Raw genomic sequence first — 15,471 nt, forward strand, 5'->3', positions numbered from 1 at the left:
AAAAAGTAACGGTATAATAGTCTTAATTTTTATTGACAGTAAAATTAATTAATGTTACCATTTTGTTCATATAGTGAACAGTTTGAGTAAAAATAAAGTAAGGTGAATAATTATGATACTTATAGATAGATGGATAGAAATTACAGAATACTTAAAACAAAAAAAATATGCATCAGTAGAAGAGTTGATGGAAAAGTTTCAGTTATCTAGATCAACTGTAAGAAGAACTTTAATAGCTATGGAAGAAAAGCAGTTATTAAAAAGAGTTAGGGGAGGAGCTGAAATAGTAGAGGATCAGGACACAATAATGCCACTAGATTTCAATAAGATTTTTAATACTAAAAAGGAAGAAAAAATAATAATTGCAAAAAAAGCAGCAGAGTTAATTAAAGATAATGATGTTATATTTATAGATTCGGGTTCTACATGTTTTTATATGATTGACTATATAGAGTCTAGCAATATAACAGTAGTTACAAATGGAATAGTTCATATACAAAAACTTATGTCAAAGGGAATAAACACTTATATTTTAGGTGGTTATGCAAAACCAGAACAAAATTTAATTATGGGTGAAGATATTATAAATAAGATAAGTGTAATGAATTTTGATAAAGCTTTTTTAGGAACAATGGGTATTGATGAGAGAAGTGGCTTTACTACAATGATGTTAGAGGATGGAGAAGTTAAGAAGGCTGTAATAAAATCATCAGATGAATGTTTTGTTCTTGCAGATACATCCAAATTTAATGTTAGAAAGTTTTATACGTATGGAGATTTTAATCAGGCAACAATAATAACAGATTCAAAAGTAGAGTTTGGAGAAGGAAACGTAAAAATTATATATTAATTAATAAGAAAAGCTGATTATATCAGCTTTTTTTTTAATGAATTTAATTATTCTTTTTATGAACAAAACAAGAGTTGTTTATTGACTTTTATTCATATAATGAATAAAATGATGATATAAGAAAAAATAGTTAATTAATAAAAGGGAGGAATTATTTATGAATAATATTGAATTTCCAAAAAACTTTTTATGGGGGGGAGCTACAGCAGCCAACCAATTTGAAGGTGCATATAATGAAGATGGTAAGGGACTATCGATTCAAGATGTTATGCCAAAAGGGATAATGGGAGCTGCAACTGAAGAACCTACAGAAGATAATATGAAGCTTGTTGGTATTGATTTTTATCATAGATATAAAGAAGATATAAGGTTGTTTGCAGAAATGGGATTTAAGACATTTAGATTATCTATTGCATGGTCAAGAATATTCCCAAATGGTGATGATAAAGAGCCAAATGAAAAAGGATTAGAATTTTATGATAAAGTATTTGATGAATTAGCTAAGTACGGAATTGAGCCTTTAGTTACTTTATCTCATTATGAGACACCGTTACATCTTGCAAAAGAATATGATGGATGGGTAGATAGAAGACTTATAGGATTCTTTGAAAATTATGTTAGAACAGTATTTACAAGATATAAAAATAAAGTAAGGTATTGGTTAACATTTAATGAAATAAACTCAGCATTACACTTTCCTTTAATGAGTGCAGGAATATGGACACCAAAAGAAAAATTAAGCAAGCAAGATTTATATCAAGCTATGCATCATGAGTTGGTAGCAAGTGCATTAGCAGTCAAAATTGGGCATGAAATAAATCCAAATTTTAAAATAGGATGTATGATTTTAGGTGTTCCAAATTATCCATTAACACCAATACCATCAGATGTATTAAAGGCTATGGAGCAAGATAGAGGAAATCTTTTCTTTGCTGATATTCATGCAAGAGGAGAATATCCAAGATATATGAATAGATATTTTAAGGAAAATAATATTGAAATAAAGTTTGGAGAAAATGATAAAGATATACTTAAAAATACAGTAGACTTTATTTCATTTAGTTACTATATGAGTTCATGTGCAACTACTGATCCAACAAAAAAAGCTGGTAAAGGAAATTTAATTTCAGGAGTTCCGAATCCATATTTAGAGGCATCAGATTGGGGATGGCAAATAGATCCAGAAGGTTTAAGATATATATTAAATTTCTTATATGACAGGTATCAAAAACCGTTATTTATAGTAGAAAATGGACTTGGAGCTGTGGATGAATTAATAATTGATGAAAATGGCAATAAAACTGTAAATGATGATTATAGAATTAACTATTTAAATGATCACTTAGTTCAAGTTTCAGAAGCGATAGAAGATGGTGTTGAACTTATGGGATATACTACATGGGGGTGCATAGACTTAGTATCTGCATCAACTGCTGAACTTAAGAAAAGATATGGGTTCATATATGTTGATAGAAATGATGATGGAAGTGGAACATTAGAAAGATATAAAAAGAAAAGTTTTGATTGGTATAAGGAAGTTATAGCAACTAATGGTAAAAGTTTGAAAAAATAACATAATAAAAAGACTGTATTTACTGAATTAATAAATCTGTTAAGGTATTATGCAAATGCAATTCTTTTGAATAATAAGATAATACAAAAAATGTGTCAGGGGGATGACACATTTTTTTATTTAAATAAATGGGGAATTGGGATATTAATATTATTGTCTTTTATGATAAAAATATACAAAAACAAATTCAATAATTTACTTTTTAAGTTTTTAAATTTTTAATAGTAACATTTAAGTAACTATACCACTTTAAAGTGCGTACTTCTCACTTCATATATTTAAAATTAAAATATATTTATACTAAAAGTTTAGGAGGATTAAAAAATGAATGAAGTAGTACAGTTTTTAAAGAATAATCCAGTACAATATTTAGCTACAATAGGGGAGGAGGGTAAAGCAAGGTGTAGACCATTTATGTTTTGTTTTGAAAAAGAAAATAAGTTATGGTTTTGTACAAATAATAAAAAAAATGTATATAAAGATATTCAAGAAAATCCATATGTTGAAATTTCAGTATCATCACCAGAATATTCATGGATTAGATTAAGTGGTAAAGCTGTATTTGAAGATAATATGGTAGTAAAAGAGGCATGTATGAGTAATCAAATAGTTAAAGGTCAATATCAAAAAGCAGATAATCCAATATTTGAAGTTTTCTATTTAGAAGATGCTAAGGCTATAATATCAGATTTTAGCGGACAACCCCCAAAAGAATATAATTTATAATTAAACCTATAAAAGGTGCTCTAAGTTTTAAGAGCACTTTTTTTTTATATATAAAATTAGATAATAAATGATATAATTTTAATAGATAATAAGAAAAAATATTTAATAGAATACTAAGGAGAATAATAATGATTAGTGAATTACCTGCATGTCCAGTAGAAACAACTTTGTTATTGATTAGTAATAAATGGAGGGTATTAATACTAAGGGATTTATCAGATGGAACAAAAAGATTTAATGAGTTAAAAAGGACTATAACAGGAATAAGTCAAAAGGTTTTAACTGAAAATTTAAGAGCTATGGAAGAATTGAAAATTGTCAGTAGGAGAGTTTATCCTGAAGTACCACCTAGAGTTGAGTATTCTTTAACTGAATTAGGGGAATCACTTAAACCTATATTAGAGTCTATGTATGTATGGGGAGAAAACTATAAAGCTAATTATATAGAAAAATAAAAAAACATAGTAAGTATGATTCCAGACCGATGAAGAAATAGCTAATTAGTTTAAGTTATCTAAATATTTATAAATAAAGCAGATGAGGTTAAGGAATCCCTTCTGTTTTTTTAGGTATAACTTATTTAATGTGTTTATATTAGTTAATACGGAGAAAATGTTATATAATATTAATAATAAATTACAATATATGTATTTAATTCTATATATTTTAAAATAGAAAAGTAAGTGGAGGTTAGAGGAGAATATAATTATGCAAATGGATTTTAAATTGGATATAGTGCAAAAACAAAAATTGATATTAACTCAAACAATGCAGCAATCTATAAATGTTTTACAAATGTCAGCTTATGAGTTAAGGGAATATATAGATAAACAATTTGAAGAGAATCCAGTTTTAGAAGGTGAATTAGATCTTGTAGAAAGTGAAGAAAGAATTGAATATAAGGATATTATAAAAAATATAGAATATAATAATTATAATGAAAATTATAGTAATCACTATAATAATGAAGAAGTTTCAGTATTTAATTTTATAGCAGATAATAAATCTTTGAAGGATTACTTATATGAACAATTATATGAATTAAGATGTGAGAAGAAAGTAAAAAAAATAATAGAATATATGATTGAATCACTAAATAGTAATGGATATTTAGAAAATACAATAGAAAATATATGTAATGAGTTAAATAGTAATATAGAAATAGTTGAATATGCATTAGAAGTTTTACAAGGTTTAGAACCAGTTGGGATTGGATCAAGAAATCTTAAAGAATGCCTTTTAATACAATTAAGAAATAGGAATATTTCAGATGAATATCTAGAAGAAATAATATTCAAGTATTTAGAGTATATAGCTGATAGCAAATATGAGTATATAGCTAAACAATTGAAAATTACAGCTAAAGAGGTACAAACTTATGGTGATGTTATTAGAAGTTTAGAGCCAAAGCCATCAAGAGGATATTATACTGGAGAAGAAGTTAAGTTTATAATACCTGATGCATATATAGTGAAATTTGATAGTGAATATAATGTCATTATGAATAATTCTATTGTCTCTAATATTAGAATAAATAATATATATAAGAGTACGATTTTAAATGAAAAGGATAACAAGGAGATAGAGTATATTAATGATAAAATTAGCAAAGCTATAAATTTAATAAACGATATAGAACAAAGAAATATTACTGTATTGAAGGTATTAGAGTGTATTGTTAGTAAACAGAAGGAATACTTTGAAAAAGGATCTATTTATTTAAAACCTATGACTTTAAAAGATATATCTAATGATATAGGATTGCATGAATCTACTATAAGTAGGGCAATTAAGGATAAATATATATTAACGTCAAGAGGTACGGTCAAGGTTAAAGATTTATTTTGCAATGGTATGTCAAGTTCTATAATAGGATATCAAGATATTTCTGTTAAATTAATTAAAAGTAAGATAAAAGAGATGATTGATTTGGAAAATAAGAAAAAGCCGTTAGCAGATCAGTTTATATGTGATTTATTAAATGAAGAGCATATAAATATCTCAAGGAGAACTATTGCAAAATATAGAGAAGAATTAGGAATTAAATCATCCTCTAAAAGAAAAAGGATATAGCTAAAATAACTGTAAAAAAATATTGGTGTGGTTTAATAATAAGATTATTATAGAACAGAGATTGCGAATGAATACAACCTCTGTTTTTTTATATAATATACATAAAAAATCTTTGATTTAATTTTAAATGTGTATGGTAAAAATATTAAAAATGAGTTAAAATTTAATATAGAAAGATAAAAATTGTAAGTACAATATTGGGGAGGTGTATGTTATGGCCGAAAAAACTATTAAATATATAGAAATATTTGAATTTTATAGGGATAAAATATTAAATCAAGAGATGAAGTATGGTGAGAAATTACCTACAGAACAAGAGATAGGAGAGATATTCTCAGTAAGCAGGCACACTGTTAGACAATCTATATTAGAGCTTGAAAAAGAAGGATATATTTATAGAGAAAAAAGTAAGGGTGCGTTTGTTGAAAAGTTAGGCAAAGATAGAAAAAATAATAATAGTAAAATGATTATGGTTATTACTACATATGTATCAGAGTATATATTTCCATTTTTAATTAAGGGAATAGAAGAGGTATTAAGCAAAAATGGATATGATATTCTTTTGTTAAGCACTAATAATGATAAAGAAAAAGAACGTGAGCAATTAAAAAAATTATTAGAGTATGATGTTGTTGGTGCAATAATAGAGCCTACAGCTAGTGCTTTAGGTAATACAAATATAGAATACTATAAAGAAATAGCAAAAAATAATATTCCATATTTAATGATTAATGCAGCGTATGACAAAGAAAAGCAATCATATGTAGCTATAGATGATGAAAAAGGTGGATACGAAATTTGTAAGTATTTAATTGAGTTAGGACATAAAAAAATAGCTGGATTATTTAAAGAGGATGACGTACAAGGGGTTGAACGTAAAAAAGGTTATTTGAAAGCTTTAGAAGAAAACAATATAGATATTGATAATACTATCATAGGAAGATTTAAAACATTTGAAGAGGAGTTTTATATTCAAGGATTTACTAGAAGTTTATTAAATAGAGAAGATAGACCAACAGCTATATTCTGTTATAATGATAAAGTAGCTATGAATGTAGTTAAGATAGCTAAAGAGTTAGGAATTAGAGTGCCTGAAGATTTATCTGTTGTTGGATATGATAATGATGAAACTATATCGGCTGCATTAGATTGTGGAATTACAACAATATCACATCCTAAAGAAGCATTAGGAAGAAAAGCAGCAGAAATGTTATTAGCGTTAATAAGGGATGGAGAAAAAAGGGTTTCTTATGTATTTGAGCCTGAAATTGTAGTTAAAAACAGTGCAAAAAGTATTTAAAATTTATAAGAATAAGAGTTTTACAACAAAATGTAAAGCTCTTATTTTTTTGTTGTTAAACTTTATAAATGTACGTTCAATATTTTCTAAAATTTTGAAATAAAAACATTTACAAAGGGGAGTATATTTGATAATATTAAATTGTACGGTACATAGTTTTTGAATATACAAAATTGTATGCACTTGAGTTATTTCTTAGTAGTAGTAAATTTAAAATATGAAGTAATATTTGAAGTGCAAACAAAAATGGGAGGGATTTAAGGTGTTAGAGAATTTAAAAGAAGAAGTTTTTAAAGCAAACTTAGATTTAGTAAAGCATAATTTGGTTGTATTAACTTGGGGAAACGTAAGTGGAATAGATAGAGAAAAAGGGCTTATAGTAATTAAACCAAGCGGTGTAGGTTATGACGAAATGAAGGCTAGCGATATGGTAGTAGTAGATTTAGAAGGAAATGTAGTAGAGGGTGACTTAAGACCATCCTCAGATACACCGACTCACATTGAATTATATAAAAGATATCCTAAGATAGGTGGTGTTGTTCATACACACTCATCATTTGCAACTGCATGGGCACAAGCTAAAAGAGATATTCCTTCATATGGAACTACTCATGCAGATACATTTTATGGACCAGTTCCATGTACTAGAGCATTAAATAATGAAGAAATTAAAAGTGAATATGAGAAAAATACTGGTTCAGTAATAATAGAAACATTAACTGAAAGAAATATAGATGAATTAAGTGTACCAGGAATAATAATTGCAAGTCATGGACCTTTTGCATGGGGAGAGACTGCAAGTAAATCAGTATTAAATGCAGTGGTCTTAGAAGAAGTAGCTAAGATGGCAATAAGAACTGAAAATTTAAATAGAGAAATTACTCCAATACCGTCAGAATTACAAGATAAGCATTACTTTAGAAAACATGGAGCAAATGCTTATTATGGACAAGATACTGTAAAAGCAAAAGAAGCAGTAACAAAATAAAGATGAAGATTGGTAATAGTTAAAGTAGATAATAAAAGTTGGAGGGTAAAATGAGAGAGTTAGAATTAAAAAGTATAAATACAATAAGAATGTTATCAGTAGATCAAATAGAAAAGGCAAAGTCAGGTCATCCAGGAATTTGTATGGGTGCAGCACCAATGACATATACATTATTTAATAAGCATATGAACATTAATCCTGAAAATAGTAAATGGTTTAACAGAGATAGGTTTATATTATCAGCGGGACATGGTTCAGCTCTTTTATATTCAATGTTACATTTATGTGGATTTGATGTTACTATAGATGATTTAAAACAATTTAGACAATTAAATTCAAGAACTCCAGGTCATCCAGAAGTAGGACATACTCATGGGGTAGAGGCAACTAGTGGTCCTTTAGGTCAGGGAATTGCACAAGCTACAGGAATGGCAATGGCTGAAAAACACCTAGCAGCTAAATATAACAAAGGTGGATTAAATATAATTGATCATTATACTTATGCAATAGTTGGAGACGGGGATTTAATGGAGGGTGTTGCTAATGAATCAATATCTTTAGCAGGACATTTAGGATTAGGGAAACTAATAGTTTTATATGATTCAAATGATATTTGTTTAGATGGAAAGCTTTCAACTTCATTTTCAGAAAATGTTTTAGATAGGGTAAAAGCTATGAATTGGCATACTATTAGGGTTGAAGATGGGGATATAAATATTGAAGCAATTTCAGCAGCAATAGAAGAAGCTAAAAAAGTAACAGATAAGCCTACATTAATAGAAGTTAAAACAACTATTGGATATGGAGCACCTAATAAGGGAGGAACAAATGGGGTTCATGGAGCACCTTTAGGGTCAGATGAATATTTAGAAACAAAGACAAGCTTAAATTGGAATTATGAACCTTTCACAGTTCCAGCTGAAGTAAAAGAAGATTTTAGTAATGGTGTTATAGCAAGAGGAAAAGAAAAAGAATCAGAATGGAATGAGTTAGTAAATAAATATAAAGAAGCTTATCCAGAAGCTTATGATAGTTTAATATCTTCAATTAATGGAGAATTAAATATTAATTTTGAAGAAGTATTACCTAAGTATGAAAATGGGCAAGCGGTGGCAACTCGTAATGCTTCAGGATTCACAATGAATGCAATCGCTAAAGCTTATGATGGATTATTTGGTGGTTCGGCAGATTTAGCACATTCAAATATGACTTATTTAAAGGAACAAGGTGATTTTAGAAAAGATAGTCCAGAAGGAAAGAATATTTGGTTTGGAGTAAGAGAATTTGGAATGTCAGCGGCCGGAAATGGAATAATGCTTCATGGTGGATTAAAATCATTTGTTTCAACATTCTTTGTATTTAGTGATTACTTAAAACCAGCAATAAGAATGTCAGCAATTGAAAAAATGCCATTAGTATATGTATTGACTCATGATTCAATAGCTGTAGGAGAAGATGGACCAACACATGAGCCAATTGAACAATTAGCTGGACTTAGAGCTATACCAAATGTAAATGTAATTAGACCAGCAGATGCTCATGAGACAAATGCAGCATGGCAAATAGCTTTAGAAGATAAAGAAACACCTTCAGTATTAGTATTAACAAGACAAAATATAAGTATAAATGCTGAATTTAATTGTGTAGATAATGTTAGAAAAGGTGCATATATAATTTCAGAAGCTTCGCAAACTCCAGTAGCTCAAATAGTAGCAACGGGGTCAGAAGTAGATTTAGCAATAAACTCTCAAAAGGAATTGGAAAAACAAGGAGTATTTGTCGATGTTGTATCAATGCCTTGCTTTAGGTTATTTGATATGCAAGATGAAACATATAAGAATAGTGTATTAAAGCCAGGAGTTAAAAAATTAGGTGTAGAAATGGCTTCATCATATGGATGGCATAAATATGTTGATGAAACATTATGTATAGATACATTTGGTGCATCAGGTAATGGTAATGAAGTAATGAATTTCTTTGGATTTAATAAAGAAACTGTAGTAAATAAAGTAAAAGAGATGCTTAAGTGAAGAAGTAAAATTGAAGAGCTAAAAGTGTAGGAAGAAACTTCATTTGGAGTTTCTGATGAATATATTTTCAACCGAAACTATTCATTTTAAATTCTTACTTAGTCACTAAAAGGGGAGTTGAATTAGATGAGAAAGACAATAGAATCAGGAAAGGCTGTTTTAGGTATTGAGCTTGGTTCAACTAGAATAAAAGCAGTTCTTGTTGATCAAATGGGAACAGTTATAGAAACTGGAGGCTTTGATTGGGAAAATAGCCTAGTTAATGGAATTTGGACATATTCTTTAGAAGAAGTATGGACAGGAATTCAAGCATGTTATAAGAATTTATGTGATAGAGTTAAACAAAAATATGATGTAAAAATAAATAAATTATCTGCAATGGGCATAAGTGCAATGATGCATGGATATCTTCCTTTTGATAAGTATGGAAATCAATTAACGGAGTTCCGTACATGGAGAAATAACTTTACCGGAGAAGCTGCAGATAAATTAACAGATCTTTTCAAATATAATATTCCTCAAAGATGGAGTATTGCACATTTATATCAAGCTATTTTAAATGAGGAAGAACATGTAAAAGATATAGAATATCTTACAACTTTGGCGGGTTATGTTCATTGGAAGCTTACTGGTGAAAAAGTAATGGGTGTAGGTGAAGCATCAGGAATGCTACCTATAGATTTAAATACAAGAGACTTTAATCAAGAAATGATAGAAAAGTTTGATTCATTAATTTCTAATAATGAATATCCATGGAATTTAAAAGGTATACTTCCAAAGGTTTTAGTAGCAGGAGAAGAAGCTGGAGTTTTAACGGAAGAAGGTGCATTACTTTTAGATACATCTGGAAACTTGCAATCGGGAGCAAAATTCTGTCCACCAGAAGGAGATGCTGGAACTGGAATGGTAGCTACTAATAGTATAGCTAAAAAGACAGGGAATGTATCAGCAGGGACTTCAGCATTTGCTATGGTAGTTCTTGAAAAAGAGTTATCTAAGGTTCACAAAGAATTAGATATGGTTACAACTCCAACTGGAGATTTGGTAGCAATGGCACATTCAAATAATTGTACTTCAGATATTAATGCTTGGATGGAAATATTTAATCAATGTTTGGGGGCATTTGGAATTAAGGTTACAGCTGGAGAGTTATATAAGACTTTATTTGAAAAAGCATTAGAAGGTGATAATGATTGTGGAGATCTATTATCTTACTGTTTCTATTCAGGTGAACACGGAGTTGGTTTATCAGAAGGATGTCCAATATTCTTACACCCTGCAAATTCAAAATTTAATCTAGCGAACTTTATGAGAACTCATTTATATACATGTTTTGGAGCTATGAAGCTTGGAATGGATATCTTGACTAAGGAAGAAAATGTGAAAATTGATAAAATTCTTGGACATGGCGGTATATTTAAGACTAAAGGAGTTGCTCAAAATATTTTATCTGCAGCCTTAGAAGTTCCTGTAGTTGTAATGGAAACAGCAGGAGATGGAGGTGCATGGGGAATTGCATTATTAGCATTATATCTTGATAAAAAAGTGCAAGTTGGCACTTTAGAAAACTTTTTAAATAGTGAAATATTTGGAGCTGCAGAATCGTTAATGGTTGAGCCAGAAGAAAATATTGTTGAAGGATATGAAAAATTCTTAGAAAACTATAAAAAAGGTTTATCAGTAGAACAAGAAGCTGTAAGCTACTTGCAAAATAAAATTAAAATAAAAGAAATATCAATGGTATAAATTATTAGGGGGAAGAGAGTTATGAAAATATTTATAGATACAGCGAATGTTGAACAAATTAAAAAGGCAAATTCTATGGGCTTAATCGATGGAGTTACAACAAATCCATCATTAGTTTCAAAAGAAAATAAAACAATGGCAGAAGTAATTCCTGAAATATGTGAGATAGTAGATGGACCAATAAGTGCAGAGGTTATGAGCTTAGATACTGAAGGGATGATTAGAGAGGCAAGAGAGTTAGTTAAAATAAGTAAAGATATAGTTGTTAAAATTCCCATGACTTTAGAGGGATTAAGTGCAGTTAGGGTTTTATCTAAAGAAGGAATAAAAACAAATGTTACATTAATATTCAGTGTTCATCAAGGTGTTTTAGCAGCTAAAGCTGGAGCAACTTATATTAGTCCATTTGTTGGAAGATTAGATGATATAGGTTTAGATGGAATGGATTTAATTAATGATTTGATAATTGCTAAAGAAAATTATGGATTTGAAACAGAAATAATTGCAGCAAGTATAAGAACTAAAGAGCACATACTTCAATGTATATTATCAGGAGTTGATATTGCAACAATACCATATGCTCAAATTGAAGATATGGCAAAACATCCATTAACTACAGCGGGTATTGAAAGATTTATAAGTGATTATAGTAAAGTAGGAAAATAATAAAGGACAAGTTACCTTTGGGCGCTATACAAGCGACCAAGGGACAAAAAAATTGAAAAAAGGTAAAAAGGGAGAGAGTTAGATGATTAATATAACAAAAAAATATAATTTCTGGTTTGTAACAGGAAGTCAAGATTTATATGGTGAAGATACATTAAAGCAAGTTGCTTTAGATTCAAGAGAAATGGTAAACGGATTAAATGATATTGAAGGAATTAAATATGAAATAGTTTATAAACCAACAGTAAGAAATGCTAAAGAAATATATGATATATGTTTAGCTGCTAATAATGATGAAAATTGTGCAGGTATCATAACTTGGATGCATACGTTTTCTCCAGCGAAAATGTGGATAAGAGGACTATCAATTTTAAATAAACCACAATTACATTTCCATACACAATTTAATAGAGATATTCCATGGGAAACAATGGATATGGATTTTATGAATTTAAATCAATCAGCTCATGGAGATAGAGAGTTTGGATTCATAAATACAAGAATGGGTAATAATAGAAAAGTTGTTGTTGGACATTGGCAAGATCCAGAAGCACATTTAGAAATAAATAAATGGATGAACGTTGCAGCTGGATATGTTGAAGGTAGAAATATTAAAATTGCTAGATTTGATGATAATATGAGAGATGTTGCTGTAACTGAAGGAGATAAGGTTGAAGTAGCATTAAAATTAGGATGGACTTGTGATGCGTTCGGAATTGGAGATTTAGTAGAAGTAATTAATGAAGTTAGTGATGAAGAAATAGAAAATTTAATGAAAGTATATGAAGAAAAATATGAAATTTGTGAAGCTGGAAAAACAGAAGGAACTGTAAGAAATTCTATTAAGTATCAAGCAAAGGTTGAAATTGCTTTAAGAAGATTCTTAGAAAAAGGGGGATATACTGCATTTACAACTAACTTCCAAGTACTTCATGGAATGGAACAATTACCAGGTTTAGCAGTTCAAAGGCTTATGGAAGATGGATATGGATTCGGTGGAGAAGGTGACTGGAAGACTGCTGGATTAGTTAGATTAATGAAAATAATGACTAATAATACTAGAACTTCATTTATGGAAGATTACACATATAATTTTGATCCACAAAATGAATTAATATTAGGAGCTCACATGTTAGAAGTTTGTCCTACAGTAGCAGCAAATAAGCCATTAATTGAAGTTAAACACTTAGGAATTGGAGATAAGGCAGCTCCAGCTAGATTAATATTTAACGGACAAGCAGGAAATGCAGTTTGTGCTTCATTAATAGATTTAGGTGGAAGAATGCGTTTAATAATAAATTCTGTTGAAGCTAAAGAAGTTGAAAAAGAACTTCCTGAACTTCCTGTAGCAAGAGTATTATGGAGACCAGAACCATCGTTAAAAGTAGGAGCAAAGGCTTGGATACTTGCTGGTGGAGCACATCATACTTCATTCTCTTATGAATTAGATTCAGAACAATTAACTGATTTAGCTGATATGTATGGAATTGAAGCAGTTGTTATTGATAAGGATACTAATATAAATGAGTTTTCTAAAGAGTTAAAATGGAATGACTTATACTGGAAACTAAGAAGATAGAGGTGTTAGGGATTATGGGTAGATTAGTAATCAATACACATAACAAAAAGTCAAAAATAAGCAAAGAAATTTATGGGCATTTTTCAGAGCATTTAGGAAGATGTATATATGAAGGTATATATGTTGGTGAGGATTCTAAAATACCTAATGTAAAAGGTATGAGGACAGATGTTGTACAAGCTTTAAAGGAGATAAAGATACCAGTATTACGTTGGCCTGGGGGATGTTTTGCTGATGAATATCATTGGATGGATGGAATTGGACCAAAGGAAAACCGTAAGAGAATGGTCAATACTCATTGGGGTGGTGTTGTAGAAGATAATAGCTTTGGAACCCACGAGTTTATGGAATTATGTAGACAGCTTGAGTGTGAGCCTTATATAAATGGAAATGTTGGTAGTGGAACAGTTCAAGAAATGTCTGAATGGGTTGAATACTTAACTTTTGATGGTATTTCTCCAATGGCTGAATTAAGAAAGAAAAATGGACATGAAGAGCCTTGGAAGGTTAAATATTTTGGAGTAGGTAATGAAAATTGGGGTTGTGGTGGAAATATGACACCAGAATTCTATGGAAATATGTATAGAAGATATCAGACATATTGCAGGAATTATGGAGAAAATAAGCTTTATAAAATTGCATGTGGACCTAATGTAGATGATTATAATTGGACTGAGGGAGTAATGAAAGTAGCTGCAAACTTTATGGATGCTTTAACATTACACTATTATACTCATCCAGGTGGATGGTTGAATAAGGGGCCAGCAACTGGTTTTGATAAAGAAACATGGTATATTAGTATGAACAAAACTTTAAAGATGGAAGAGTTAATTAATAGACACTTAGAAATAATGAATAAATACGATTCGGAAAAGAAGGTTGATTTAATTATTGATGAGTGGGGTGGTTGGTATGATGTTGAGCCTGGAACAAATCCAGGATTCTTATATCAACAAAATACTATGAGAGATGCTCTTATAGCAGGTATTAATTTGAATATTTTCAATAAGCATAGTGATAGAGTTAAAATGGCAAACTTAGCTCAAGTAGTTAATGTGCTTCAATCTGTTATTTTAACAGAAGGTGAGAAGATGGTATTAACTCCCACTTATCATGTATTTAATATGTATAAGAGTCATCAAGAATCAACCTTAGTTGAAAGTTATATAGAAACTAAAATGATAGGTGTTGATGAAGAAAATCAAGTTCCTAATTTACATGAATCAGTTTCTATAGATTCTGAAAGTAGGGTTAATATAACTATAAATAACTTATCAGTAGATGAAGGATACAATGTTGAAGGAATATTAGTAGATAGAGAAATTAAATCTGTTAAAGCTACCATCTTATCTAATGAAATGAATGCATACAACACATTTGATAATCCAGAAGTAGTTAAACCAGAAGAGTTTAAAGATTTTGCTTTAACAGCACAAGGATTTAACTTTAAGATTCCAGCTTGTAGTGTAATTAGCTTTATTTTAGAGTAGTTTAGTGAGTAATAGATTTTGTAAAAAGTGCTTGTTAGATAAGGTAATGAGTGAAGCTGAATACGAGCATATGCAAGATTATATTAAAAGTATAGATAATGAGATTAAAACTAAGGAAGATGATTATAAAAGTAGATTAAACACTTGTATGGAATGTGATAATCTTATTAATGGAATGTGCAAGTTATGTGGATGTTTTGTTGAGATGAGAGCAGCTGTTAAGAAGAATTATTGTCCTGATATAGATAGAAAGTGGGATAGGATTTAATAAAGGATTTCATTAATATAAAAATAAATAATACCTATACAAAAGATAAAGGCATATATCAAAGCTTGAAAACTAAGTTTTGATATATGCCTAAATTTACATAAAAAAATAAGGAAGGAGTGAAATAAACAAAAAGATTAAAAGATAATAAAACAAAATGGTATAAAGGGGATAATAAATAT

13 protein-coding genes are annotated in these 15,471 nt (G+C 29.4%); all 13 read left to right on the plus strand.

Annotation, left to right across the window (positions count from 1 at the left end):
- The first annotated feature begins 112 nt into the window (after positions 1 to 112).
- The 13 genes from I4V51_RS01015 to I4V51_RS01075 all read left to right on the plus strand — a co-directional run bounded on the left by I4V51_RS01015 (position 113) and on the right by I4V51_RS01075 (position 15,289).
- On the plus strand, positions 113 to 850 hold the full coding sequence (locus I4V51_RS01015; RefSeq protein ID WP_195986466.1) for a DeoR/GlpR family DNA-binding transcription regulator: 738 nt from the start codon (positions 113 to 115) through the stop codon (positions 848 to 850).
- 157 nt (positions 851 to 1,007) lie between these two features.
- Positions 1,008 to 2,423, plus strand: coding sequence for a glycoside hydrolase family 1 protein (locus tag I4V51_RS01020; RefSeq protein ID WP_195986467.1), 1,416 nt, complete (start codon positions 1,008 to 1,010; stop codon positions 2,421 to 2,423).
- 324 nt (positions 2,424 to 2,747) lie between these two features.
- Positions 2,748 to 3,149, plus strand: coding sequence for a pyridoxamine 5'-phosphate oxidase family protein (locus I4V51_RS01025; RefSeq protein ID WP_195986468.1), 402 nt, complete (start codon positions 2,748 to 2,750; stop codon positions 3,147 to 3,149).
- Positions 3,150 to 3,277: 128 nt separating this feature from the next.
- On the plus strand, positions 3,278 to 3,604 hold the full coding sequence (locus tag I4V51_RS01030) for a helix-turn-helix domain-containing protein (protein WP_195986469.1): 327 nt from the start codon (positions 3,278 to 3,280) through the stop codon (positions 3,602 to 3,604).
- 259 nt (positions 3,605 to 3,863) lie between these two features.
- Positions 3,864 to 5,222: an RNA polymerase factor sigma-54 gene (gene rpoN / locus I4V51_RS01035; protein WP_195986569.1), complete on the plus strand. Its 1,359-nt coding sequence runs from the start codon at positions 3,864 to 3,866 to the stop codon at positions 5,220 to 5,222.
- Between the two features lie 214 nt (positions 5,223 to 5,436).
- The gene (locus I4V51_RS01040; RefSeq protein ID WP_195986470.1) at positions 5,437 to 6,522 is read left to right on the plus strand and encodes a GntR family transcriptional regulator; all 1,086 of its coding nucleotides are present in this window, start codon (positions 5,437 to 5,439) and stop codon (positions 6,520 to 6,522) included.
- Between the two features lie 262 nt (positions 6,523 to 6,784).
- Positions 6,785 to 7,510: an L-ribulose-5-phosphate 4-epimerase gene (locus I4V51_RS01045; protein WP_195986471.1), complete on the plus strand. Its 726-nt coding sequence runs from the start codon at positions 6,785 to 6,787 to the stop codon at positions 7,508 to 7,510.
- 50 nt (positions 7,511 to 7,560) lie between these two features.
- A complete protein-coding gene (tkt, locus tag I4V51_RS01050; protein WP_195986472.1) occupies positions 7,561 to 9,540 on the plus strand; it encodes a transketolase in 1,980 nt (659 codons plus the stop codon).
- 126 nt (positions 9,541 to 9,666) lie between these two features.
- Positions 9,667 to 11,286 carry an FGGY-family carbohydrate kinase gene (locus I4V51_RS01055; protein ID WP_195986473.1) on the plus strand — a complete coding sequence of 540 codons (1,620 nt, stop codon included), beginning with the start codon at positions 9,667 to 9,669 and terminating at the stop codon, positions 11,284 to 11,286.
- Between the two features lie 21 nt (positions 11,287 to 11,307).
- A complete protein-coding gene (fsa, locus tag I4V51_RS01060; RefSeq protein ID WP_195986474.1) occupies positions 11,308 to 11,952 on the plus strand; it encodes a fructose-6-phosphate aldolase in 645 nt (214 codons plus the stop codon).
- Between the two features lie 82 nt (positions 11,953 to 12,034).
- Positions 12,035 to 13,531, plus strand: coding sequence for an L-arabinose isomerase (gene araA, locus I4V51_RS01065; RefSeq protein WP_195986475.1), 1,497 nt, complete (start codon positions 12,035 to 12,037; stop codon positions 13,529 to 13,531).
- Positions 13,532 to 13,545: 14 nt separating this feature from the next.
- Positions 13,546 to 15,021 (plus strand): alpha-N-arabinofuranosidase, encoded by a 1,476-nt coding sequence (locus tag I4V51_RS01070; protein ID WP_195986476.1) that lies wholly within the window; start codon positions 13,546 to 13,548, stop codon positions 15,019 to 15,021.
- Positions 15,022 to 15,025: 4 nt separating this feature from the next.
- Positions 15,026 to 15,289: a DUF6171 family protein gene (locus I4V51_RS01075; RefSeq protein ID WP_347708639.1), complete on the plus strand. Its 264-nt coding sequence runs from the start codon at positions 15,026 to 15,028 to the stop codon at positions 15,287 to 15,289.
- Positions 15,290 to 15,471 lie beyond the last annotated feature (182 nt).

The sequence above is a fragment of the Clostridium sp. D53t1_180928_C8 genome, assembly GCF_015667795.1.
GTDB lineage: Bacteria > Bacillota > Clostridia > Clostridiales > Clostridiaceae > Clostridium.